This is a genomic window from Anaerostipes faecalis (assembly GCF_018982945.1).
GTDB classification, from domain to species: domain Bacteria; phylum Bacillota; class Clostridia; order Lachnospirales; family Lachnospiraceae; genus Anaerostipes; species Anaerostipes faecalis.
This window is the reverse complement of the sequence record NZ_JABRXE010000004.1, coordinates 206183-232061: the sequence shown is the minus strand read 5'-3', so window position 1 is coordinate 232061 and position 25879 is coordinate 206183. Positions and strand designations below refer to the sequence as shown.

Annotated in this window: 24 protein-coding genes; 2 read left to right on the top strand and 22 right to left on the bottom strand. The window is 38.5% G+C overall.

Annotation, left to right across the window (positions count from 1 at the left end; all coding sequences use genetic code 11):
• Positions 1 to 275 precede the first annotated feature (275 nt).
• Complete coding sequence (locus tag KTB61_RS06800) at positions 276 to 737, top strand: DUF6323 family protein (RefSeq protein WP_216697082.1); 462 nt, start codon at positions 276 to 278, stop codon at positions 735 to 737.
• Positions 727 to 1329: a DUF6179 domain-containing protein gene (locus KTB61_RS06795; protein ID WP_075760201.1), complete on the top strand. Its 603-nt coding sequence runs from the start codon at positions 727 to 729 to the stop codon at positions 1327 to 1329. The genes KTB61_RS06800 and KTB61_RS06795 overlap by 11 nt, the downstream gene beginning before the upstream one ends.
• Before the next feature lie 34 nt (positions 1330 to 1363).
• Here the strand turns inward: KTB61_RS06795 and KTB61_RS06790 are convergent, their stop codons facing one another.
• The 22 genes from KTB61_RS06790 to KTB61_RS06685 form a co-directional block, all read right to left on the bottom strand.
• Positions 1364 to 5035 (bottom strand): multicopper oxidase domain-containing protein, encoded by a 3672-nt coding sequence (locus KTB61_RS06790; RefSeq protein ID WP_216697081.1) that lies wholly within the window; start codon positions 5033 to 5035, stop codon positions 1364 to 1366.
• On the bottom strand, positions 5011 to 5922 hold the full coding sequence (locus KTB61_RS06785; RefSeq protein WP_230973647.1) for a DUF2935 domain-containing protein: 912 nt from the start codon (positions 5920 to 5922) through the stop codon (positions 5011 to 5013). Before KTB61_RS06785 ends, KTB61_RS06790 begins: the two co-directional genes overlap by 25 nt.
• Before the next feature lie 137 nt (positions 5923 to 6059).
• Positions 6060 to 8405, bottom strand: a complete 2346-nt coding sequence (gene hemC / locus KTB61_RS06780; protein WP_216697079.1) for a hydroxymethylbilane synthase — start codon at positions 8403 to 8405, stop codon at positions 6060 to 6062.
• An 11-nt stretch (positions 8406 to 8416) separates the two neighbouring features.
• Entirely contained in the window at positions 8417 to 9667 is a 1251-nt protein-coding gene (gene hemA / locus KTB61_RS06775) for a glutamyl-tRNA reductase (protein ID WP_230973646.1), read from the bottom strand.
• Positions 9625 to 10929: a glutamate-1-semialdehyde 2,1-aminomutase gene (gene hemL / locus KTB61_RS06770; protein ID WP_230973645.1), complete on the bottom strand. Its 1305-nt coding sequence runs from the start codon at positions 10927 to 10929 to the stop codon at positions 9625 to 9627. Before hemL ends, hemA begins: the two co-directional genes overlap by 43 nt.
• Positions 10905 to 11876, bottom strand: a complete 972-nt coding sequence (hemB, locus tag KTB61_RS06765) for a porphobilinogen synthase (protein WP_216697078.1) — start codon at positions 11874 to 11876, stop codon at positions 10905 to 10907. Before hemB ends, hemL begins: the two co-directional genes overlap by 25 nt.
• On the bottom strand, positions 11855 to 12505 hold the full coding sequence (locus KTB61_RS06760; RefSeq protein WP_216697077.1) for a precorrin-2 dehydrogenase/sirohydrochlorin ferrochelatase family protein: 651 nt from the start codon (positions 12503 to 12505) through the stop codon (positions 11855 to 11857). The genes hemB and KTB61_RS06760 overlap by 22 nt, the downstream gene beginning before the upstream one ends.
• Positions 12506 to 12675: 170 nt before the next feature.
• Positions 12676 to 14211 (bottom strand): nitrite/sulfite reductase, encoded by a 1536-nt coding sequence (locus KTB61_RS06755; RefSeq protein ID WP_216697076.1) that lies wholly within the window; start codon positions 14209 to 14211, stop codon positions 12676 to 12678.
• A gap of 13 nt (positions 14212 to 14224) precedes the next feature.
• Complete coding sequence (locus KTB61_RS06750) at positions 14225 to 15364, bottom strand: S41 family peptidase (RefSeq protein WP_216697075.1); 1140 nt, start codon at positions 15362 to 15364, stop codon at positions 14225 to 14227.
• A 169-nt stretch (positions 15365 to 15533) separates the two neighbouring features.
• Positions 15534 to 15944 carry a M67 family metallopeptidase gene (locus tag KTB61_RS06745; RefSeq protein ID WP_216697074.1) on the bottom strand — a complete coding sequence of 137 codons (411 nt, stop codon included), beginning with the start codon at positions 15942 to 15944 and terminating at the stop codon, positions 15534 to 15536.
• An 8-nt stretch (positions 15945 to 15952) separates the two neighbouring features.
• Complete coding sequence (locus tag KTB61_RS06740) at positions 15953 to 16759, bottom strand: HesA/MoeB/ThiF family protein (RefSeq protein WP_216697073.1); 807 nt, start codon at positions 16757 to 16759, stop codon at positions 15953 to 15955.
• Complete coding sequence (gene thiS / locus KTB61_RS06735) at positions 16759 to 16965, bottom strand: sulfur carrier protein ThiS (protein ID WP_216697072.1); 207 nt, start codon at positions 16963 to 16965, stop codon at positions 16759 to 16761. Before thiS ends, KTB61_RS06740 begins: the two co-directional genes overlap by 1 nt.
• Before the next feature lie 15 nt (positions 16966 to 16980).
• Positions 16981 to 17298: a thioredoxin family protein gene (locus KTB61_RS06730; RefSeq protein ID WP_075760189.1), complete on the bottom strand. Its 318-nt coding sequence runs from the start codon at positions 17296 to 17298 to the stop codon at positions 16981 to 16983.
• 1 nt (position 17299) lies between these two features.
• Positions 17300 to 17545 (bottom strand): sulfurtransferase TusA family protein, encoded by a 246-nt coding sequence (locus tag KTB61_RS06725; RefSeq protein WP_075760188.1) that lies wholly within the window; start codon positions 17543 to 17545, stop codon positions 17300 to 17302.
• Positions 17538 to 18401, bottom strand: a complete 864-nt coding sequence (locus KTB61_RS06720; protein WP_216697071.1) for a 4Fe-4S binding protein — start codon at positions 18399 to 18401, stop codon at positions 17538 to 17540. The genes KTB61_RS06725 and KTB61_RS06720 overlap by 8 nt, the downstream gene beginning before the upstream one ends.
• Position 18402: 1 nt before the next feature.
• Positions 18403 to 19644, bottom strand: a complete 1242-nt coding sequence (locus KTB61_RS06715) for an O-acetylhomoserine aminocarboxypropyltransferase/cysteine synthase family protein (RefSeq protein ID WP_216697070.1) — start codon at positions 19642 to 19644, stop codon at positions 18403 to 18405.
• Between the two features lie 51 nt (positions 19645 to 19695).
• A complete protein-coding gene (locus KTB61_RS06710; protein ID WP_216697069.1) occupies positions 19696 to 20823 on the bottom strand; it encodes an iron-containing alcohol dehydrogenase family protein in 1128 nt (375 codons plus the stop codon).
• Positions 20824 to 20860: 37 nt separating this feature from the next.
• Positions 20861 to 21754: an ABC transporter ATP-binding protein gene (locus tag KTB61_RS06705; protein ID WP_083638426.1), complete on the bottom strand. Its 894-nt coding sequence runs from the start codon at positions 21752 to 21754 to the stop codon at positions 20861 to 20863.
• A gap of 9 nt (positions 21755 to 21763) precedes the next feature.
• Positions 21764 to 22789 carry a taurine ABC transporter substrate-binding protein gene (locus KTB61_RS06700; protein WP_216697068.1) on the bottom strand — a complete coding sequence of 342 codons (1026 nt, stop codon included), beginning with the start codon at positions 22787 to 22789 and terminating at the stop codon, positions 21764 to 21766.
• Positions 22790 to 22804: 15 nt separating this feature from the next.
• The gene (locus tag KTB61_RS06695) at positions 22805 to 23590 is read right to left on the bottom strand and encodes an ABC transporter permease (protein WP_216697067.1); all 786 of its coding nucleotides are present in this window, start codon (positions 23588 to 23590) and stop codon (positions 22805 to 22807) included.
• Between the two features lie 51 nt (positions 23591 to 23641).
• Positions 23642 to 24973 carry an aminotransferase class III-fold pyridoxal phosphate-dependent enzyme gene (locus KTB61_RS06690; protein ID WP_216697066.1) on the bottom strand — a complete coding sequence of 444 codons (1332 nt, stop codon included), beginning with the start codon at positions 24971 to 24973 and terminating at the stop codon, positions 23642 to 23644.
• Positions 24957 to 25877 carry a glycyl-radical enzyme activating protein gene (locus tag KTB61_RS06685; RefSeq protein WP_216697065.1) on the bottom strand — a complete coding sequence of 307 codons (921 nt, stop codon included), beginning with the start codon at positions 25875 to 25877 and terminating at the stop codon, positions 24957 to 24959. The genes KTB61_RS06690 and KTB61_RS06685 overlap by 17 nt, the downstream gene beginning before the upstream one ends.
• Between the last annotated feature and the right edge of the window lie 2 nt (positions 25878 to 25879).

Here is a 25879-nt window from a genome sequence, read left to right as displayed (position 1 = left end):
GGAGGTTTTTTATATACGGCTAAAGCCAAAATCGTGCTCCACCAGCAGAGCTGGTGGTTTATTATTTCGTGCCGGAGCATTCTCCTTCTGAAGAACACTCCAGCACTCAACAGACTAAAGTCACCAATAAAAAGCAAGAGAAAATCATGAAATACTCAAAATTTTCTCTTGCTTTATGTGTTTATATTACCACAAAATCACAAATTTTTCAAGACTGGTCATAGGCTGAATTACACAGTATAATCTCCTAACTACATGGCAGTGGAGGCTTTGTTATGGAAGATAATTTTATGATAGCTTTTGAGAGTAAAAAGCAACTGGAAGTATTACAAAAGACAAATGAATACACCAGGCAGTTTGGATTACAATTAACAGATGCTGAAATTTCTGAACTGATCGTGGAACGACAAGAATGTTTAATCAAACAGCAGCGAGTGGAATTCGGTAAAGGAATTCTTGAAAATCTTATATTTGCATTTTGCGATTCTGATTTTATTTTTCAGGAGAATTATGCAGAAACAGTCGCAGCCTTACAGGAAATTTTCTATTTATACAAAAATGAGTCTATGGATGAACTAACAGATGATGAATTACTTTCTTACATGAGAGAGGCTTTTGATGGAGAATGCCAGGGATCTCTTGAGTATTTAGAAAGCACCTGTATGGAACGATTTGCCAGAGATATTCGTGCTAAGACACATAAATTTATAGGGAGATATTCTGATAATGAAAAATAAAACCGATGTAACAGATTTTTATACAATGGAGGACTTAATTCCATTGGTGGCAGAGCTGGCTGAAAGATATACATCAAAAGAGAGTAGTTCTATTACTTATGAAAGAGCTAAAATATTAATGGAATCCGTGCAGTATTGCATTGCACACTTTCTTAATCAAAAAAGCAAAGCATTGGTTTCTTCATATATTCCATCGGCAAAATCAGCATATGAACTAGGCTATAAGGCTGTAATAGAAAAAGTAAAGAATACACAAAAGAAATACAATACTCTGATGACATTTTTCTGTGATTACGGCAATATAAATTACCGTGATACCGTAGAAAAAGCTCTTCCCGGATTTTTTATGTACTATGATGTACAGTTTGCACCGATGGAACATATTATCACCATGGACTATCCTGTATTTGGAGTGGATATGAATCTTACCGGGATTGATCTGATTGAACAGTATATAGATGCCATTTATAAAGAACAGCAATATCTGCAGCATTTTCCAAAACAATACATTATAGATGAACTGCGTTCATTTCATCCAAAATATGAAAAAGAATTTTTTAATATCAAAGAGATTATAGAATTGCAGCTTTAAATGTGGTTGCCGGTCAAATAATGACCGGCTTTTTTTATTCTCCACTAAATCGTCCGATAACCCGTCTGCATAAATTTTTACATTTACATCCAAATCCCTGTCTAAGAACCCTGAAGATTCCCCACATACCGGATTCCACATCCCATTTGAGACTGCCGGACCGATAAAGGTAATCTCCAGGACAGGCAGCACCATTTTCCAGTTCCATGTCAAATTTATTTCCAATACTGACTGCTCCCTGTAAAGGAATCACTCTGGAATAAGGATTCTCCGGCTGTTCCCTCCACATATGTCCATGAACAGCAAAACCTGTATTTCTAGGTTTATCTGCCGGCATCATGGTTCGGAATACAACACGTTCTCCTGTATATGCCTTATAAACAGGCGTTGCCGGATCCCCATGGATTTTACTGCTGAACACTTTAGATATTCTCGGGTCTCGTTCCAGCCGGTTCTCAAATCGCTCAGAACGATAATTATATCCTTTTTCCCCGGTATCTTCATGATCAACACCTTCTCCGTCTTCTCCTTTTGCCGTCTGAATCAAATTTCCATCTTCATCTAACAGGCGGATTCCATTTTGAACAAAAACGACAAATTCCCGAAAACTACCAACCCCTGGGGCAGTTATGACTGCCTGTTCTTCATGAACTCCATTTAATTTTGTAAAACTCTGATACCATTTTGATGCCGGAGGTTCAATGATAATCGCTCCAAACAATCCATGATACCGGTGATTTCTCATATCTCCAAAAGACTGTATGATACAGGAGCCGTATTCTTTATCTGCATGCCAAAGATATTTTTTGCTTTCTCCCGGACCTACCGTCTGCTCCCGGTTATTATATCCTACATTGATTCCAGAATCACACACCACATCATATTGCAGAAACTGAGGATTCAAAGAAACTCTCATGGATGGCCTGTATTTTTTATCCAAAGGCACACTTGGATAATCAAAATAAGGAATTTGCTCTTTCAGTTCATTGTGGAGGATAATTTCAATCCAATCTCCTGCATTGGCCCGGATAATTAACGGTTTAGGGGCTGTCTTTCCCGATAAAATCATATCCATATCTTCCACTGGTACAAACATCAGACCATTGGGATCATGATCTCCATAGCGATTGTATTCAATATTACGGCTGATCGCCGCAACTTCATATTTTCGTATAACAGCACCTTTTTCCGGACATGGCGGCAATGGTAAAATCTGTCCCTTTCCTTTACACAATGGCTTCAATCGTTTCTTTTTCCTGTCATAAACACGTATGATTCCCCATAATCCCAGCCACGCATCATCAATGCCTCCAAAATAGTATAGATAATCTCCACATCCATAATGTTTATCAATATGCAGATTAAAAACTTCTGAAATTCCCAGGGTTTGAGATGCCGTATACGGAGAAGCAGCATTGCCAATCTCCTTTCTCCATGACATACCAGCAATGTTAAAGGCATGTTGTTCTTCATGGGCACCGTCCAACAGACGTATGATCATTTCATCTCCGGGATATGCTTCCAGAATTGGCGTTGCCGGATCCCCATGAACAAAGGAACTAAAAAGATAGGCCGGGTCTTCTTTTCCGTTAAGACGTTCCCTCATAGGCTCTGAACGATAGTTAATTCCCATAACTCCCGGATCATCATGAGATCCCGGTACTTCTGGTGGATTCAACGGATTTCCGTCCTTATCAAACAAAAGTGCAAAATCATGCACAAACAAAGCATATTCCCGGAAGGATGTTCCGTCTCTTCGTTTTATGACTGCTTTCGTTCCGAAAGATAAAGGTTTCCCTGTACGAATATGATGGAACGTTGCACCTGCTTCTTCAACGATCAATGCTCCAAACATTCCATGATGTTGGTGAGAATTGGCAAATAAATGGTCATGGAAAAATACCGTATTTAATTCTGTATTAGCAAAAAACCGTTCCACCAATGTTTCATATTTTCTTGCTCCAGCAATATTATTCCATCCGTTTGCAGCTCCATCTGATACAATGGTATCAAATTTCACAAGGTGAATATGGTATCCCACAATGTCAGTCAAAGTTTTTAACTGAAAAGGACTTTCTTCTATATATTCCGGCAGAAGATTGGTAAACCTTATTTCAATACAATCGCCTGCATTTGCGCGGATTACCAACGGTTCTACACATATTTTCCCTTTTTCCACCTTATCTATATATGCATCCAGCCCACCGTGACGTTCCAGCTCCTCTTTTAAGACAAAAAATCTTCCCTGCGGATCATTCCATCCATAGCGGTTATAAACAACTTTTGCCTGAACAGCAGCAATCTCAAATAATTTCACATCTTTTGCAGATTCACAGTCACATCTATCTGTATGACACGGACATGTATCTGTATATAAAGCTCCTCTTTCGAAACCTTCAACAAAATTAGCCTTCTCTAAAGGTGTCGGATCAATTTTATTTTCCCCTTCTTCTGTCAGAATTCCCAGTGGTGGCTGTAACGGTCGCTCTCCAAATGTTCCATTGATAAAATTTGGATATCCTGGATGCAACTGATCTTTTTTAGGCGGTTTCGGCCGGTCTTTCAACGGTATCAGTGGTGGAATCAACGTTCCATCTGGCAGTTTTCCAGTCCCATCCTGCAGCCGATCATATATTCTCCATAATGTCCACATTCCTTCATGAAAATGAGGGTACAGATGACAATGGAAAATTGCATCTCCTATCATTCCATTAAGACTTCCCGCCCCGTGAAGAATTTCCAGAGTGTAGCACTCCTGAGGACTGATGGAAATGGAATCTATAATTGTAGAGCGAATATCTCCTGCAATTTTTCTCCATTGATGATTATGAAGATGAAATACATGTGTTTCTTTAATTCCCCCATGAATCAGACGGATTTTAGAAGGATCTCCCACATAAGCTTTCAAAATTGGCGGTGCCGGATCTCCGTACACCCACGAACTCATGGATATGTCTTCCCCGGTATCTGCATGTTCTTCCGTCAATGGCATTCGGTTTCTCATTGGCTCTGAACGATAACTGATTCCTGTAGTGGCGGATGGTAATCCTGTATGAGGATCTACAGGCTGCCGGCCATCCTTGTTCCCGATTTCCAGTTCATCATGAAAAAATACCGCATACTCCCTAAAAGCAGGATTCACCGGATGATATATATCTGCAAATAATCCACTTTCCAGTTCTTCCCCGGTTTCCGGATCTTTCCATGTAGACTCTGGTGCTTCTACAATAACAGCTCCAAATAGGCCATGAACATTGGTACCTTCTTCACTGCTTCTGGTATCCCCCATATCTGAAAACAGATAGACTCCTTCTTTCTGTGCATACCAGTGATAAATTATCTTGTCTCCCGTGGTACTGTCAGGATTTCTTCCTGCTGCCGTACCATCCGATGTCTTCACATCATACAAAAGTCCCTGCACATGAATGGATAATTTTCTCTTTAAGGAATGATGAAATTCAACAATAATTTCATCTCCCAGATTTGCCCGGATTACCAACGGTTTTACGAGATCACAGGGCTGCGGGATTTTCTGATGGAATTTTTCCAGTGCTTTGTTTTTTACTTCTTTTGCATCCTTCTCCAATACATAAATCAGACCATTGGGATCATAATCTCCGTACTTATTATAAACAATCGGGATTTCTATAGCTTCAATCTGAAAGGTACGGACTGTCTGTTTTACCGGATATCTGCACAGGTCCATAAGTCATCCTCGCTTTTTTCCTTCAACAGTCTCAGATAATGATTTGCTTCTCGAAGTACATGATCAGCCAGTAACGGCAGGATAACAGACTGAATCTGACATTCTGTAATACCTTTTGTTCCTGCTTCTTTAAAATCCCGATATTTTTCTGTTATTTCAATGGTCTTTCCCACGTTTTCTTTTATTATTTCACAATTCTTTTTCTCTGCTTCTTCTAAAAGATGACAATATTCTTTTGCAAACTGATCGGCAGTATCAATTAATTTTTCTTCGGTTGGATCCAATAAGCCACGGATAAAAAGTGCATGCTCCATCATGATCTGATTCCAGAACAACTCTGTTTTACACATATCCTCCCGACAGATTCTTCCCTTCCTTTCCAGCATCCTTACAAAAGAACGGTATAATTTAGCTTCTCGTGTAATATGCTGTATTAACAAAGGATAATTGGCAGTAAATAATCCACATCGGGTTACTTGGACATATAATTGTTCCTTAAATGCGATCAGACCATTTAACAGGTTCAGTGCTCTTTGATTAATCTGACTGGCTTTTCTGTTCCTTTGTCTCTCACTGCATCCTTGATGAGCTTTCCCAATGATTTTTCTCTCTTGTCTGGTAATCCTGCTATCAATTGGCACTCCTGTTAACTGACTGGTTTTCCGTTCAGCCAGAAAGGTAAACTCTGTAATGATTTCTCCTGATTTTAAGATTCTGTCACAAACCATACCATCGGAAACTTTCACTACATCCCTTAATAAATCCTCAAATTGATTTCGAAACCAGTTAGCTTTTCGAATCTGTTCTTTATTTATCATTTGAAATCCTGTCTGGAGAAACAAGGCATGTTCTTTCATGATTCTTGCAAAGAAGAGATGTAACTCCATTGATTGTTGAAAAAAATCTTCCATATTCATCCTTTCAGATCTCTTATTACACTATATTATATGTTGTTCTTTAAAATATGGAATCAGGCAGCAAAATGTATCATTTTCATTTCACTGCCTGCTCTCTGGCTCATTTTTTACTTTTTAAAAAACATCTCTGCCAATGCTTCATAAGTAGACTGTGGTGTTTCCACAATCTGTTCCACTCCCAGCTCCTTAAGTTTTTTACTGGTCTTAGATCCGATGGAATAAGCAATGCCCTTTTCTTTCCACCTTTTTACATCTTCCGGATTCATAGCACTTAACAATCGCTCAGCAGAAGAAGCACAGGTGAATAATATATTTGCATCTTCTTCCATATCAATCTCAGATAAGTTGACGGTACGATTTTCATAAACACATAGTTCCTGAAAACCACATATTTCCCCAAGGGTTTCTCTTATTTTCTCCCCACCGGCCATTCCGCCAGAATACCAGACGGTATCCGTTGATTTTATCTGATTTTGAAGTTCTCTAAGCAAACCTTCTTCATTAAATTTCTTTGGAATTAGATCTGCACAGACGCCATATTGTTTCAAATATTCATTGGTTTTCTCACCAATGACGGCGACTTTGATCCCAGACAGACTTCTTGCGTCCAAGCCAGAAGAAAACAGATTTTCAAAAAATCCACAAATTCCATTCCGGCTTGTAAAGATCAGCCATTGCACCTGCTGTAACTGTTCTTGGCTCATTGGACATTCTTTGATTTGAATTTCTCCCACTTGAATCTCCCGAACCTTTACTCCCTTTTTTCGAAGAATTCTGGTTAGCTTAGAAGTTTCTTTTCCGATTTTAGGAACCACACAGACTTTTTTCAGGGAATTTTCCATCACATTTAACGAATCTCTTAAACTAACAACATCCCCAACAATAATAATGGCAGGCGATGGCAGTTTTGCTTTCTCCACTTCCTCTGCTATATGTCCTAAATCACTGCTGCATACCCTTTGTTCTGGCATTGTGGCTTTGGAAATCACCGCAGTTTTAGTTTCTGATGGCATTCCCTCTTCCATCAGGCGTTGTGCAATTTCACGTACTTTTGATAATCCCATTAGAAATATACAAGTATCCTTTGACCTTGCCATTGCCTCAAAATCAATCTCTGCCAGCTCATCTCTCCGGTTATGTGCAGTTACCACATGAAATCCGGAAGCCAGTCCTCGATGGGTCACTGGGATCCCCGCATAAGCCGGACCTGCAATAGCTGAACTGATTCCTGGGATCACACGAAATGGTATCCCATGTTCTTTTAAATATAATCCTTCTTCTCCACCCCGGCCGAACACATAGACATCTCCACCTTTTAAACGGACGACATTTTTATATTCCATGGCCTTTTCAGCTAAAAGTTGATTAATTTCTTCCTGTTTCAGAGTATGATGATGATTTTCTTTTCCTGCATAAATCATTTCACAATCTTCTTTTGCATAGTTTAACAATTCCGGTGCTGCAAGACGGTCATAAATAATACAATCTGCTTTCCCAATAGCTTCTTTCCCTTTGAGAGTCAAAAGCCCAGGATCTCCAGGTCCTGCTCCTGCCAAAGTAACCGTTCCTGCCATTTGATGGCGGATCTTTTGTTCTGCTTCCTTTGCCATTTCTTCCGGATTGACACCGTCTACCGCTGCAAAAGACAATTTCTGTCCCTGCTCATCACCAAACATTACTTCCATATGGAACGTTTCATCATTTTTTTTCTGACAGATTGCACCTACAGGCATATGACAGCCGCCACCCATTCGTTTCAAAAAAGCACGTTCTGCTCTGACTGCCAGTTCCATCTCCTCATCACAAAATGCATCCAGCATTTCAATCAACTGACTGTCATTTTCCCTGACCTCCAATGCCAGAACACCTTGTGCCGGTGCAGAGATCATCTGTGATGGTGACAAATACTGGGTAATTCGATTTTCCATCTCCAAACGTTTTAGCCCTGCTGCTGCCAGTACAATTCCATCCATCTTCTGCTCTTCCATTTTACGAAGACGGGTATCCACATTTCCTCGAATATCTACAATACGCAGATCCGGACGAAGTTTTTTTAACTGATATGCACGCCGTTTGCTTCCAGTCCCGATGACAGCTCCTTCTGATAATTCTTCCAGAGAATTTTTTTCCCGCAAAATCAATACATCCCTTGGATCTTCACGTTTCCAAGGTCTGGTAAATACCAGACCATCGGCAGGTTCTGCCGGCATATCCTTCATGCTGTGGACTCCCATATGAAGTTCTCCATTTAAGATTTTTTCTTCAATTTCTTTTACAAATAAACCTTTTCCACCAATTTTATTTAACGGCCGGTTCTGAATCTTATCTCCCTTTGTCTTTACAATCACAATTTCAAACGTATGCTCTGGATATGCTTTTCTTAATTTTTCACATACATACTCTGTTTGAATCAATGCTAATTTAGACCCGCGGGAACCGATTTTATAGTGCATATTTTATCCTCCTATATCTGAAACAGTTTCTGCACGATTTCTTTATACTGGTCTTGTTCTTCTTTTGTATCCAAATGCTTTAATTCCTGAATCGGCTCTTTCAACAATCTCTGCAAAGAAGCATTAAGCACTTTTTTTAGAATTTTTTGTTCCCTCTTACTTAAATCTATCTTTCTGGACAGATATCCGTAACTATCCTCCACAATTTCACTGCATCTCTGCTGCAGGGATTCAATAGTTTCATCCATACGACTGACTGACAGCCATTCCATAGTTTCCCTGCATGCCTGATAAATCATATCTTTGCTCTCTTCTACAAGACGCTCCCGTTCTTTTTGATTTTCCATGGAAATATTTTTTAATGTGTCCAGATTAAAAAGTATCACTTTCGGTATATCTGCCAAACGAACATCAATGTCTCTTGGAGCTGCCAGATCCAGAAATACTAAAGAATTCTCTGATTGAACTTCCTCCTGACGAATAACCAAATGTGGAGAAGACGTTGCCGAAATCACGATATCACAAAATTTCATAACCCGATACCGTTCCTTATATTCACAAACCTGTATTTCAGGAAATTCTTCCTGTACTTTTGCTGCATGAGACAATGTTCTGCTGCAAATCCAGACTTTTCCTGCCTGATACTCCTTCAAATACCGTAAAGCAAGAACTGCTGTTTTTCCACTTCCTATCACTAAAACATTTTTCCCTTGAATTCCACAGGTTTCTTTCACTTTCTGAATTCCTATATAGCTGACTGACAAAGGTTTTTCACTGATTTTTAGCTGTGTTTTAATTTTCTTTGCACAGGTCACTGCATCCCGAACCACCTTATTGAGCTGTTTCCCGCAGCTTCCCATGGTCCTGGAAAAATCCAATGCATCTTTTACCTGTCCAAGGATTTGATCTTCTCCCAGCACCATAGATTCCAGTCCTGCTGCGATCCTCATTAAATAATGTACCGCAGACTCCCCAGTTTTAGTCATCATATATTCAGTCAGATCAATATCCGGAAACATTTCCTGATATAAATGACCGATCACTTCTATCTGGGCATCTTCTTCATAGAAATAATACACTTCACTGCGATTACAGGTGGACAGCACCATACACTGTTCAATTCCTGCCTGATCTGCCTGTTTGAGAAAATCTATTTTTTTTTGATCGGTAAAAGCAACCTTATCACGAATATTTAAATCTGCTTTTTCATAATTGATTCCTATAAATCCAAACTGCATAAACTTTCCTTCATCATATGACATGTTTTTTCAATATCATCTTCAGTATGAGCATCTGAAACAAACATTGCCTCAAATTGTGCTGGTGCAAGATAAATTCCTCTTTCAAGCATATCCTGAAAATATCTTGCATATTTTTCAGTATCAGAAGAAACTGCATCTTCATAATTCTTCACTTCTCTGGAAGTAAAGAAAACACTCATGAGAGAACCGATCTGATTTACATAAACTTTGTCTCCTGCTGCTTCTTTTACTGCCTGAGCAAGTTTTTTTGTCTTAATCTCCAGCCGCTGATAAATAGCTGGATCTTCTTTTAAAATCTTCAATGTCTCAATTCCTGCTGCCGTTGCTACCGGATTTCCGGATAAAGTTCCTGCCTGATATACCGGACCATCTGGAGACACCATCCGCATAATTTCCCGTTTTCCACCATAGGCGCCCATCGGCATTCCACCACCGACAATCTTTCCTAAAGTTGTTAAATCAGGAGTTACCTGATAATATTCCTGGGCACCGCCTAAAGCCAGACGAAATCCTGTAATGACCTCATCAAATATCAGCAATGATCCATATTTTTCTGTTATATCTCTTAAAAACTGTAAAAACCCATCTTCCGGAAGTACCACTCCCATATTTGCTGCCACTGGTTCTACAATAACAGCCGCAATTTCTTCTGGATTTGCTTCAAACAATTCTTCTACAGATCTGCGATCATTATAGGCTGCCACCAGAGTATTTTTCGTATAATCTGCAGGAACACCTGCACTGTCCGGTACTGATGTTGTTAATGCTGCTGATCCTGCTTTTACTAAAAGTCCATCGGAATGACCATGATAACATCCTTTAAATTTGATAATTTTATCTCTTTTTGTATATCCTCTGGCTGCACGAATAGCACTCATGACCGCTTCTGTTCCTGAATTGACCAGACGGCTGACTTCCATAGATGGCATTAATTCAGAAATCATTTCTGCAAGGATTACTTCTCTTTCTGTAGGGGCTCCAAATGTCAGCCCTTTTTCACAGGCTTCCTGAACTTTTTCGATAACACGAGGATGTGCATGTCCCAGAATTCCAGGTCCCCATGAACATACATAGTCGATATATTCATTTCCATCCACATCCACCACTCTGTCTTTGCTGGCAGATGCAATAAATCTAGGAGTCCCGCCAACAGCACCAAAGGCTCTGACAGGGCTGTTAACCCCTCCTGGCATATGTTTTCTAGCACGTTCAAATAATTCTCTTGATTTTGTTTCCATTATAATTCCTCTTCCCTGATCCATCTGGCTGCATCCAGTGCATGATAAGTAATAATCATTTTTGCTCCCGCACGTTTCATTCCTGTTAAATTTTCCATGACGATTTTCTTTTCATCAATCCATCCATTGGCAGCAGCTGCTTTGACCATTGCATACTCTCCGCTGACATTATAGGCAACAACAGGAATATTATAATTCAGTGAAATTTCCTTAATAATATCCATATAAGCCATGGCCGGTTTTGCAATAATCATATCTGCACCTTCCAGAATATCCTCCTCAACTTCCCTGAGAGCCTCCTGTCCATTTGCCGGATCCATCTGATATGTTTTTCTGTCTCCAAATCCTGGAGCAGAATGAGCAGCATCTCGAAACGGTCCATAATATGCAGATGCAAACTTGGCACTATAGGACATAATCGGTGTATTTATGAGACCAGCCTGATCCAAAGCATTTCGAATTGTCTCTACACGTTTATCCATCATATCACTTGGTGCAATCATATCTGCTCCGGCCTTTGCATAGCTGACAGCCGTTTTAGCCAGTAATGGCAATGTCTCATCATTTAAAATCTCACCATCTTTAATCAGCCCACAGTGCCCATGAGATGTGTATTCACACAGACAGACATCTGCAATAACCAGCAACTGAGTATATTCTTTTTTTATGTATCGAATGGCTTCCTGAACAATTCCATGTTCATCATAGGCGCCACTTCCTACTTCATCTTTATGCGCCGGAATCCCGAATATAAGAATTGCCGGAATTCCTGCTTCTACAACACGATCCAGTTCCTCTCCAATCCGATCCATGGAATACTGATTAATTCCTGGCATAGATTCCACCGGTTCACAAATATTTTCTCCTTCTATAACAAAAATCGGATAAATCAATTCATCTACCCTGACATGTTCTTCCCTTACCATTTTACGGATAATGGCATTTTTTCTTAGTCTCCTTGTTCTGTCCATGTTTCCTCCTCTGATTCCTGACTATATTTTTCTATGATTTTATCAATTTCTTCCATTTTCAACAACCGGACTTCTTCCAGTCCTTTCTGCAGGATTTCCTGATAGATTTTCTTACGCTGACCTTCTGATTTTGTTCTTTTTTTAACCACTGGTCGAATATCTCCAAGGCTTTCTGCAAGTTCTCCAATAAATTCTGTCAGGTATGTCTGTGTCTGCTGTTTTAAATACTGGGTTATGACAGGACTTTGTCCTCCACTGGTGAAAGCTCCTGTTACCTCTCCGCATTTTACATAGGATGGAAAAATAAAATCACAATCCTCAATCTGGTCAACAGCATTTACCGGAATATTCATATTCTGACACAAAATACTGATCTTATGATTCAGATTGGAATCTCCCGTAGCTGCAACTGCCAGTGTGGCTGCCTCCAGATCTTTTTCCTGAAATTCCTTTTCCTCCCATTGAATATGGGGAATTTCTTTTATCTCATCTATAATATCAGGTGCCACAACAAAAACATCCGCACCAAAATCTTTTAATACCCGTATTTTCCGGCTGGCAACTTTTCCTCCACCGATGACCAGACATTTTCTGCCCCCTAGATCAATAAACATTGGAAAATATGACATAATACTCCTTTCTGCTTTTCTTTTGCATATTATATCTCACTTCAGACAGATTCACAATAAGTTCACTTGATACCATTTTTATTCATATTATTTCTACTTATTTAGTATGAAATAGAGTTATCATAAATGCAAGGTTCTTACCTTGCACTTATGACAGCCTTATTTTAACTCTATTTTACGATATATTTCTCTGCAATCTCCTTTAGACTTTCTGCATGGTCTTTCATCCACTGGTCATATGTCATCCCAGCTGTTTCCACCGTCTGTCCCAATTCTACCAGGAATGCCGGAATATCTTTTTCCAAAATGACACCAATCTGTTCTCCCATTTTCTCCTGCCCCTGCAGATCACATCCATTTACATGCAAAGTAAATGCAGGATTTGCTATTTTATCGATGACTTTTACCGCACCGTGGAAACCTATAGCTCCTGTCTGATGGGTTCCACAAGAAGAAGGACATCCTGAAATATGAATCTGTGGCAAAGCTCCATCTTTTAATCCTGCTTTTCTGACTTCCTCAATTACCTTATGAAGCAAAGCCTGAGAATCTCTCAATCCTACCTGACAGATAGATGCTCCGATACAGGAAACAGAAGTTTCAAATACTGTTTTGGCTCCATCCTCTGTTGCTTCCAGTACTTTATCAGCTTCCTGACCTGTAAGATTAATGATGTACATGCTTTCATCAGGGCTTAATCGAATTTCAGCTTCCTCTATATCCTTTATTACATCATAAAGCTGTGCAAATTTTTCAGGAGCAGGGCATCCTCCGATCGGATGATATTTTACTGCATATAAACCATCCTGCTTCTGGGAAATAATTCTTCTGCCTTCTGCAGTGGTTCCATCACCTTTTTTCTCTATAATCTGTGGAGAAACATTCAGATCAAGATTCTCTCCTGATGCAAAAACTTCTTCCAGTTTTTCCTGATAAGCTTTAATATAACCTTCTTCACCAAGTGTTTCCTGCATATATCTTGTACGTGCTTTTCCTCTCTGCTCGTAATTTCCATATGAAATAAAAGTATTTCTCATGGCGCAAACATAATAAAGAACTTTCTCAGGATCAATCGCCTCTGCTACTTTTAATCCAAATCTAGGATTATTTCCCAGTCCTCCGGCACTATATACATCAAATTTACCATCCGGACGAGCTACAAACCCCAGATCACGGAATGTGGCATGTGGTACATTAGAAGGGCTGCTGGAAAAACATACTTTCAATTTTCTTGGCATTTTTTCTGCATTGATAAATCCAAGCAGATAATCTGCTGTAGCCTCCGCATATGGCAGAACATCAAAATATTCTCCTTTTTCAACACCTGATAAAGGGGATACCATTGTATTTCGTGGAAAATCTCCACCACCTCCCATGGTAACAATTCCTACGTCCAATGCATCTTCCATAATATCAAAAATAGCTTCCGGCTGAAGATTATGCAGCTGCACTGTCTGACATGTTGTCAGATGAGCCTTATTCACCTGATGTTTTTCTATCTTTTCTGCAATAAACTTTAATTTTGTTTTTGTCAGTCGTCCGCCTGCCATACGAAGCCTAAGCATACTTGATTTTCCATCTTTTTGTGCATAACTTCCAAATTTACCGGAAAAACCTTTATAATCGGCCTTTTTCATTTCTCCATTGTAAAATTGTAATGTCTTTTCTTTAAATTCCGGTATTTCTTTTTTCCACTCCTGATTCATCGCTTTTTTCCTCCTACTTTTTACTCAAAATATCTACAGCCTTTTGAAGCTGTTCATCCTGTTTGGTTTTCTCGTTATCCTTCACTGAAACATTTGGCTGAATTCCTTTTTTATGGATATTATGTCCAGCAGGGGTATAGTAAGATGAATATGTCAGTTTAACATATGAATCATCCCCCAGATCAAAGAATCCCTGCACAATTCCTTTTCCAAAGGTTTTCTCTCCAACCAGAGTCCCTGCATTATGATCCTTGATTGCTCCAGCCAGAATTTCTGATGCACTGGCACTATTTTCATTTACCAGCAGACACAGTGGCATATTTAGCTGATCGTCATCCTCAGCATTATATGTTTTTTTCTTCCCGTTTTTATCTTCTGTATAGACAATCTTTCCTTTCGGAAGCAGATCATCTGCAATATCCACAACTGCATTCAGCAATCCGCCTGGATTATCTCTCAGGTCAATAATCAGAGATTTCATTCCCTTTTTTTTCAGCTTCTTCATTCCATCTTCAAACTGTTTCACTGTTACTTCATCGAACTCTGAAATGGACAGATATCCTATTCCATTGTCAAGCATCCTTGTTTCAACTGTTGGAGTCTCGATGGATTTTCTTGTAAAAGTATATTTCATGGTTTTGCTTCCACGAAGAAAATAAAGAGTAACTTCCGTTCCTTCTTTTCCTTTGATCCGGTCCACGACTTCACTTAATTCCTCATCCGCTGTTACATCATGGTCATCTACTTTCGTTAAAATGTCACCTTTTTTCAATCCACTTCCATCAGAAGGACTTCCTTTGATAGTCTTCACAACCGTAATGATTCCACTTGTAAGATTCTGTGTCATATAAATTCCCACACCAGAATAAACCCCATTGGTACTTTCCATCAAATCCTCAAAATCTTCTTTGGAATAATAATCAGAATAAGGATCTTCAAGTCCTGCGACCAGTCCTTTGTAAGTATAATCTTCTAATTGTTCTTTATTAATCTTTCCTTTGTAATATTTTTCAATGGTTTTTTCAATCTTATTGATTTTCTGTGCCGTTTTTAAAGTGTCACTTGGTATCGCATAAGCTCGATACAGGAAAAATCCTTCTGCAATACAAGTAACTACCAGGATACCAACAATAATCTTTGATAATTTCTTCATGAATGATTCCCTCCCAGTCGTTATCACGTTATCAAATAAAAGTTTCCTCCATTATAGCAGATTTCATACCTATGTGTAACCGTATCTTTCCTCATATGAAATAAAAGCCGCTGGCTCATAGATAAATATTCATCTATGAACCAGCGACTCTTGTTTTCATCAGCTATATTTATATAATACTAACTTCTTCTTTCTCCGTAATTTCTCCCTGAATATGGAAAGAATTCAATACAGGCTCTTTCTCCATCAAAGATAAAATCAAATAACTGGCACTGCTGTCGTAAGCAAGCCTTTTGTCTTCCTGTGATGGTCTGGAAGGAGATTCCGGATGAGAATGCCAGTTTCCAAGGGGTACAATTCCAAGACTGCGCATATCCTTGATTGCTGTCAGCTGTTCCTTAGGATCCAGTGAAAAATGTTCTCTGGAATGGTCGATGTTTGTAAGAAAATAAACTTTTTCAATGGACTTTTTACCTTCTGTAATCTGTCCTGCGATCAATCCACATGCTTCTTCTGGAAGATGCTCTCTGGCATATGCGACCAGCTTCTCATAATCTGCTTTTTTTATTGTTATTTTCATATCTGCTCCTATATTCCATCACACTGGGCAATTTCATAATCAATCAGTTTTGTAATTGTTGGATGCTCTCCACATACTTTACAATTCTTAACTTCTTTCGGTAACTTTATTTTTCGAAATTCCATTTTCAGTGCATCATAAGTTAAAAGATATCCTGTCAGCAAATCGCCAACTCCAAGAATATATTTAACTGCTTCCATTGCCTGAAGACTTCCAATAACTCCACCCATGGCACCAATGACACCAGCCTGTTTACAGGTTGGCACTGCATCTTTTGGAGGCGGATCCTGAAATACACAACGATAACATGGGCCTTCTCCAGGAACATATGTCATTAACTGGCCCTGAAAGCGAATGATACCTGCATGTGAAAATGGTTTTTTTGCCATAACACAGGCGTCATTGATTAAAAATTTTGCCGGAAAATTATCCGTTCCATCAATAATAAAATCATAATCAGCAATCAAATCCATAATATTTTCTGATGTTACAAAAGTTCGATATGTATTCACTGTAACATCCGGATTGATCCGGTTCATGGTCTCTTTGGCAGATTGTACTTTTGCTTTTCCAAGGTCGTCGGTTCCATGGATAATCTGACGCTGCAGATTCGATAAATCCACTTCGTCTGCATCTGCAATACCGATGGTTCCAACACCAGCTGCCGCCAAATACATAGCTGCCGGAGCTCCTAAACCGCCAGCACCGATAATCAGCACTTTGGCATTCAGAAGCTTCTTCTGACCTTTTGCTCCGACCTCCTTTAAAATAATATGTCTGGAATAGCGTTCCAGCTGTTCATTTGTAAATGCCACTATCTTCCACCTCCCATGAAGTAAAGAAATTCTACATTATCCCCTTCTTTTAAAACATGAGAAGCAAAATCTGCACGGTCAATGAACTCATCGTTAATTGATACTGTAACATACTCTGGTGTTTCAACATTTTCCTGGACAATTAACTGTTCTACTGTTGTTGTTTCTGCTACTTCTTTTGATTCTCCTGCTACTACAATTTTCATTTTTATTTCCTCTTTCTAAATATTTTTTTCTATTATTTCAACTAAATCATCTTTCTGGATTTTCCCAACAAATTTTTCTTTTATTTCTCCCTGTTTGAAAAGTAAAACTGTTGGAGAACTAATAATGTCATATTTCTCTACCAGTTCCTGCTCAAATAAAACATTCACTTTTCCAACGATAATCTTGTCTCCATAAGTATCTTCCAAATCTGCTAAAATCGGAGAAAGTCTTTTACATGGTATGCAGCTGTCAGAATAGAAATCAACCAAAACCGGTTTTTCTTCCTTAAGTACATTGGTCTCAAAATTGTCTTTTCCAAGCTTCACACTCATTTTATTCACCAACTTTCTCAACAATTAAATCGTATGTTCCATCTTCATTATTTAAAAGTTTTAAGATCTTATGTCCTTCTTCCTTAATACTTCTTGGTACATTCTGGACTGGTTCTCCATCATTCAAGTGAATAGACAAAATCTCTCCTTCATCCAATTCTTCCAATGCAACTTTTGCCTTTACAAATGTTACTGGACATACAACGTCCGTGATATCTACTGTGTCATCTATTTTAAAATCAGTCATTTTCATATGCCTCCTTTATCACCTGTTCGAATTTTTCTTTTCCAATCCGATCAATGGTAAATTTAAACCGCTCCCCTGGTTTTGCATGATTTTCAAAAAATTCAATGGCTGCATCACTGACCTTCAGCAATTTTTCATGATCTTCAATAAACGGAATTACTGCTTCTCCCTTATTAATACTGTTTCCAAATAATCCTCCAAAGGAAACTATATATCCATGAGTCTCTTCCCATGCATCTGTTGGACATGATTTTGAGCATCTTCCACAGAAGTTACAAAGATCGTCATTTACCTTGATTTTTCCATCTTCAATGGAAATAGCATTGGTTCGGCATGCCTTTTCACATACTCCACACTGAATACAGGCATCTTCTTTCCACTCAACTTTAATTCCACCTTTTACACCAAGGTCATTTTCTTCCGCTTTTAAACAGTTATTTTGACAACCTGTGATACCAAATTTGAATTTATGAGGAAGTTCTCGTCCAAAATATCTCTCATCCAGTTCTTTTGCCAATGTATATGTATCAATACAACCGCTTGGACAGATTTCCTGTCCCTGACAGGCTGTAACAGTTCTAACTCTTGGTCCACAAACACCTGGCGTCACATCTCCCAATGCCAGTTCTTCTTTCACTTCATCAATCTGATCCAGTTTAATAAAAGGTATTTCCACTCCCTGCCTGGAAGTTAGATGAATATATCCTTCTCCATACTTTTCTGCAACTTCTGCAATCTTTGCCAGCTGTTTGGCTGTCACGTGACCACCAGTGCTTTTCAATCTCAAAGAAAAATGATTTTTTTGTTTCTGGCGCATAAATCCGCCTTTTTTTAATGCTACATAGTCTACTGCCATATTAATTCTCCTTTTCTATCTGGTTTAACGCCTGTGCAAAATCTTCTATTAAATCATCCACATCCTCAAGCCCTACACTGATTCGAAGTAAATCATCATATACTCCTGCACTTATTCTTTCTTCTTCTGTACTGTGTGCATAAATCGTAGAAGAAGGATGAATCACTAAAGTTTTTGTATCCCCGATATTCGATACTTTTAATGGTATTTTCAAAGCATTAAACACAGTAAATGCTTTTTCTTTGGTTCCTAACCGAATCGTGATCAAGCCGCCAAATCCATTCCGGAACTGCTGTTTTGCAATTTCATAACATGGATTATCCGGAAGGCCCGGATACTGTACCTTTATAATTTTTTCATTTTGATTGAGCCATTCTACCAATGTTTCTGCATTGCTGCAGATTTTTTCCATTCTAACTCCTAAAGTTTCCAAACCGATATAATTCAAAAAAGCATTGGTTGGAGATAAACAGGCTCCGGTATTACGAAACAGGGTATTTCTTAATTTTGCAATATATCCGTAAGGCCCCATCTTTTTATATTCTTTCATCTGAGGATATTTATCTGTATTCCAGTCAAATTTTCCACCATCAGTAATAATTCCACTAATGGAATTGCTGCTTCCATTGATATATTTACTGGAAGACTGAATTACAATATCAGCTCCCAAAGATAATGGCTGTACGATAAACGGTGTGGTCACCGTATTATCTATGATACAGACAATTCCATGTTCATGAGCTGCATCTGCAACTTCTTTAATGTTCAGTACATCCAATTTAGGATTTCCGATGACTTCTCCAAAAATAACTTTTGTATGCTTATTTACGTTTGCATCAATTGTTTCTTTGGACAAATGTTCTATGTATGTAATCTTTATGCCCAATGCCTGTAAGTCCTGAAACAGACCTATGGTTCCTCCAAAAATACTGGCAGAAGACAAAATTTCGTCTCCTGTCTCCAAAATATTTACAATGGCATTAAAAATAGCCGCCATGCCAGAAGAACAGGCAACACTTCCAATTCCACCCTCTAAAATTGTCACTCTTTTTTCAAAAGCATCTACCGTAGGATTATTAATCCTGGAATAAGAAAATCCTGGTGCTTTGTTCTGAAATATCTTTTCCAGTTTTTCTGCTGATGAATGTTCGAATGCATTCGACTGAAATATTGGTGGAAGCGTGGCTTGATGATATCCTGCATGGTTTCCTTCACCATGTAGCAATTGTGTATTAAATTTCATATTCCAACTCCTTGCTTTACCATTCTGTTAACTTTTTTATCCTACTCCTCTTTATTGCCATTCACCACACAGATAATCATATAGTTTTCTTAAAACTCTATCTGTAATTTCTACCGGATTATTGCAGAGATTAGGATAATGACTTAAAGCAATCAATTGATTTTTCTCTTTTTTTGTCAGATTTTTGTCTTTTAAGTCCATGCGAAGTCCTAACTCTTTTTTCAAATTTTTAACTTCCATGGCCATTTCCTCACTATTTTTAAATCCAAGTATTTTTGACAATTCCTGCGTCCGTACATCTTTTTTCCCATTGATTTGAATAAAAAAATCTAAAGTCAGTCCACAGGCTTCCCCGTGGGGAATTCCATATAAATTCGTCAACGGAAATGAACATGCATGGGAGGATGTTGTTTTAGGCAATCCAAATGCTAATCCGGCAATTACGGATGCTTCTGACATTTTCTCCCTTGCTGTCACATTGGTCCCATCTTTATATGCAACTCTCAGATTTTCAAAAACAAGTTTTGCTGCATGAATTGCCAAAGCATCACAAATTGGCTGATGTCCTTTGCTCCAATATCCTTCAATTGCATGAGACAATACATCAATTCCAGTACACGCTGTTAAATACGGAGACATTGACCAGGTAAGTCTAGGATCAATCACAGCACATTCCGGATAAAAACTATTGGATGACATTGGTGCTTTTGTACCCTTTTCTCGATTTGTCAAAACCGCCACACTCGTTACTTCACTGCCTGTTCCTGCTGTAGTTGGAACCGCAATCACCGGAAGATGTTCTTCCGGTACTGGAATTTGGCTTCCATAGTATGTTTTGATAGAATTTCCGGTTAACGCCATGGCTGAAGCTGCTTTCGCCCCATCCATAACACTTCCGCCTCCCAGTGCAACAATAAAATCTGCTTTTTCTTTTCTTAAAAGTTGTGCACAGCCATCAACTTCTGATACATCCGGATTTTGCGAAAATCCAGTAAAACTGTTGATTAGATGATTTTCTGAATTTGATAACAACTTCTTAGCTGTTCCATTTTTCAAAAAATGGGTCGTGGTAATAAGCACTCCTCTTTGATAGCCTCTTTCTGCTATTCTTTGAGATAATTCTCCCAATGCTCCATTTCCAAAGTAACTGGATACCGGCTGTGAATATTTCCAGTTCATATTATCTCCTTTCCTGCTGCAACAGAGAATTTCAATTTTATTTGTCATGCTGACTATGAATCAGCTTCAGAAGTCTTTCTCTGTATTTATAAAAATCTTCTGTAAACTGTATATCTTCAATTCCTTCTTCTACAATCTGTCTAGAAAACCGAACCGGTACGTCATCTACAATTTTCCCTGGATGTCTGCTTAAAACTAAAACCCTACTTCCAAGCAACAATGCTTCCTCTACATCATGAGTAATAAAAAATATCGTTTTTCCAGTATCCCACCAGATTTTTCGAATCAATCCCTGCATGGTTTCTCTTGTAAAGGCATCCAGTGCCCCAAAAGGTTCATCCATAAGAAGAATTTCCGGATTATTAATCAGTGCTCTGGCAATTGACACTCTCTGACGCATTCCTCCTGACAGCTCATATACTTTTTTATCTGCAAATTCCTGCAGACCAACTTTTTTGAGGTATGTATCTGTCAATGCTTCATATTCTTTTTTCGGTACTTTTCGCATCTTAGGTCCGAAGCTGACATTATCTCTTACAGAATACCATTCATACAATGGAGGATTTTGAAAAACAACACCTCGTTGCCAGTCAATTCCATGGATTAATTGTCCTTCCAATCGCACTTCACCACCAGATGGTGGAATAAATCCTGCCAGAATTTTTAGCAAAGTAGATTTTCCACAGCCGCTGGGACCTAATACACAAATAAATTCTCCCCTGTAAATGTTAAAATTAATATTTTCCAATGCTCTCACAGGACCATTGGCTGCAGAATAATCCAAATTTACATTTTTCACATGAATCAAAGGATCCCCGCCTTCTTCAGGAACTTCTGGTTCTTCTCCATGAAAATTAATTCCAGAAACACTTAGTAGTTCATTGGCAGGTTCATACAGTTGTTCCTTCCAATCTCCCTTTTTCTTTCCCATAAGAACCTCCTATTTTCCCAGTGCCTCTTCAAGATAAGTTGTATTCACATGATCTTTAAATGTCTGCAGGTCTGGTGCTTTTTTAATACTTCCCTGTTCTGCCAGAAAATCAGCTGTGTTCTTCAGTACTTTTGCAATATTTCCTCCTAGATATTCTTCTTTCAGCTGATCTTCTCCCTGTATCCATTCAAAGCCTTTTCTCTGGAATTCTGCATCGTCTTTACTGATTTTTAATACATCTGCAATATCACTGACCACTTTTTCAGGATTACTTTGATCCAGATCATTAGCTTTGTTTAAAGCCTTCACATATTTTGTAACCAGCTTTGGATTTTGTTTCTCGAAATCCTGTCTTGCTACAACCAAGTCAGCTGTAACTGCTCCCTTTTTAGCAATCTTGTCACTTCCTGTAAGAATGGTTCCATCTTTTAACAGATTGTTTAAAACCGGATACCACACATAAGCTGCATCAATATCTCCGCGACTCCATGCTGCATTAATATCATCTGGTTCCATATCCAGCAGTTTTACATCTGTTTCTTTTACTCCTTCAAATTTCAAAGCGTTTAACAGACTATAATGTGCAGTAGAGGCAAACGGTGTTGCTATTTTTTTACCTTTAAGATCTTTGACTGATTTTACATTTGCACTGTTTTTTACAACCAGTGATTCGGCAGATCCAATAATATCTCCAATATAAATCACATCATATTTTAAACCGTTAGAAATACCCAAAGCCGTTGGATTTGATCCAAGCTCCGATACATCAATACTTCCTGCCGCCAACGCTGTATTCACGTCTTTTCCTGAATCAAAATTTACAATTTTTACATCAACTCCCAGCTCTTCTTCATAATATTTTTCTGCACGTGCTACCAGATCTCCATTTACCAGATCCATGGTTCCAATCTTAATTTCTGTTGTCTTTGCAGATTTTTCTTCTTTTTTAGATGAACCACATCCGGTAAATCCCAGTGTTGTAATCACCATAACTGCCAATACTCCTGCAATCCATTTCTTCCTAATTATTCTCATTTTATATCCCTCCCTTTAATTTTTTCCTTTCCAGTGAATTATTCTTTTTTCTAATAAGCGAATAATCTGATCTAGCAAAATACCGGTAATTCCCATTAAGATAATTCCAAAAAACATAATGTCGCTTCTTAAATAATTACTTGCATCCAAAACTAACCATCCAATTCCGCTAACTGCTGCTACCATTTCTGCTGCCACCAATGTTGTGTATTCCACTCCAAGGGATGTCCGCAGACCTGTAAAAATATCCGGAAGCACCGCAGGGAATATTACGAAAAAGAATACCTGACGACTGTCAGCCCCCAATGTCTTAGCTCCTAAAATATAATCTTCTTTAATTCGATTTACTCCAGAAACACATGCAATATAAATTGGTGCAAATCCTGCAAGAAACAAAAGCATAATTTTAGAACCGTCACCAATACCCATCCATAATACCAACAGTGTATAATATGCTAATGGTGGCAGAGGTCTGTAAAACTCCACGATAGGTTCAATTAAAGCCTTTATCTTAGAATTATATCCACTGAGAAGGCCAAGTGGTACCGCTGTCACAATCGCAATCAGATATGCTTTGATCAGACGACTCATACTGGCTCCAAGATGTTCCAGCAGTGTGGAACCTTTATACCCTTCTTTCACAATTGTTACACAACTTTCCCATACACTTTGCGGAGTTGGTATCAAAGTTTCCGATACAATTCCTGCAGAAGTAACAGCAAACCATGCAATTAGAAATACTGCAACAACACTAAAGCTTATGGCTGTTTCTAATACTCCAGTTTTGCTTTTCACCATCATATATTTTCTCCCATCTTTTCAAGTAAAAACTATTACTGCAGGAATGGATTCCTACAAAAACTCTTTATCAACAATATCCAGAACTTCATCAAAAATCGTCATTGCTGTCCGAAGTTCCTCTTCGGTAATAATCAATGGTGGAGCAATATTTATATTATTTTCTCTGCCAAAAGTTGCAAAACCACGTTCCTTTAAAAGTCCTACTATTTTGCCCATGGTTCCTGATTTATCTGCATAAGGCACCAATGGTTCTTTCGTCTCTTTATCCTTCACAAACTCTACTGCTGCGAACAGACCTATATAGCGTACATCCCCAACACAGGCATGTTTCTGTTTTATTTCCTCCAGAATCTCTCCTAATACTTTCCCAACTTTTCTAGAATTTTCCAGAAGATTAGCTTTTTTATAGTAATTTACACAGGCAACGCCCGCTGCGCATGCAAGAGAGTGTCCGCTGTAAGTCAATCCATACTGGAAAACTTTATCACTATAGTACTCGGCAACTTTATCAGAAATAATTACTCCTCCAAGCTGAACATAAGAACTTGTAACCCCTTTTGCAAAAGTAATCATGTCCGGCTTTACATCCCAGTTTTCAAAAGCAAACATTTTTCCGGTTCTTCCAAATCCGGCCATAACTTCATCACAAACAAGAAGAATTTCATACTTATCACAAATCTTACGCAGTCCCTGCAGATATCCATCTGGAGGAATGATTACTCCATTGGCTCCTGTAATAGATTCCACAAAAATGGCTGCAACATTTTCCGGTCCCTCATAGGCAAGCTGTTCTTCTATTTTCTGAAGATAGTATTCTGATGCTTCCTGATCATTTACAAATTTCACAGTACTTCTATATACATATGGATCTTTAAATTTTATAAATCCGGTGGCAGATGGATTTTCCAGCGAAAATCTTCTAGGATCCCCTGATAAATTTCCGGAACCAAGCGTTGAACCATGATAACTTCGATATCTGGAAAATATCTTACTTCTTCCTGTGACTGTTCTTGCCATATTAATTGCTGCTTCATTGGCATCAGATCCTCCACAGGTAAAAAATACTTTTTTCATATTATCTGGTGCCAGATCCACCAGCATTTTCGCCAATTCAGATCTTGGTGCAGATGCATAAGCAGGTGCGATATATGGAAGAATTTCTACCTGTTTCTGTATTGCTTCAATAACATCTTTATTTCCATATCCAATGTTTACACAAGAAAGCTGACTAGACATATCGAAATATTTTTTTCCATTAAAATCATAAAAATAAATTCCTTCTGCCCGCTCAATGGGAATCGCATCAACATTTCCTGGAAGCCATGGATGCTGATTATATTTCTGATCGTAAGCAACGGTTAACTCTCTATTCAAATTTGACATTATTTTTTCCTCCGATTTTCTTTTGATTTTCTATATAATTTTTCATTTCATCTGAAAGAATCTGACTCCCCATTTCATAATTTCGTCCAAGAATCTTATATTTTCCCTCTCCAAATCGATGATATGGAAGCATTTCATAAGTAACATTGGTCTTACCTTTTAAAAAAATCTGAATTTCGTTTAATTCTTTCAACGTATCATTAAACCCAGGAATTACCGGGGTCCTCACCCATTTTTGCAAATCAGGAAAGTCTTCACATAATCTTTGAAAATTTTTCAGAATCTTTTGATTGGACTTTCCTGTATATTCGATATGTTTTTCTTCATTTATTGACTTGATATCAAACAAAATCACATCCAGATATTTTGCTGCTTCCTTCATAACCCCGTAATCTGCATAGCCACAGGTTTCTATTGCTGTATGGATTCTTCTTCTTTTCGCTTCTTTTAAAAGCGACAGCAGCCAGTCTCTATGAATCAAAGGTTCTCCACCGCTAATTGTCAATCCTCCACTTCCATGACGGTAAAAAGCAGACTCTCTTTTTACCTGATTTAAAATGGATGATATGCTTTTTGCTTTTCCTTCCACCTTTATTGCTTTAGATGGACAAACTCCGGCGCAGGCAAGACATCTGCTGCATTTGCTTCGTTCAATGAAAGCTTTCCCTGATGCTTCAAATTTAATTGCATTTTCTCCACAAATATTCTGGCAAAAAGTACACTCTGTTTTCCCTATACATTTCTGTTCCACATAAGAAATTTCAGCCCGCACATCCTGAGATTCCGGATTACAGCACCAGCGACATCGCAATGGGCATCCCTTTAAAAACACAATAGTTCTAATACCCGGACCGTCATGTAGTGAATAATTCTGTATATTAAATACCAAAGCTGATTGTTCCATAC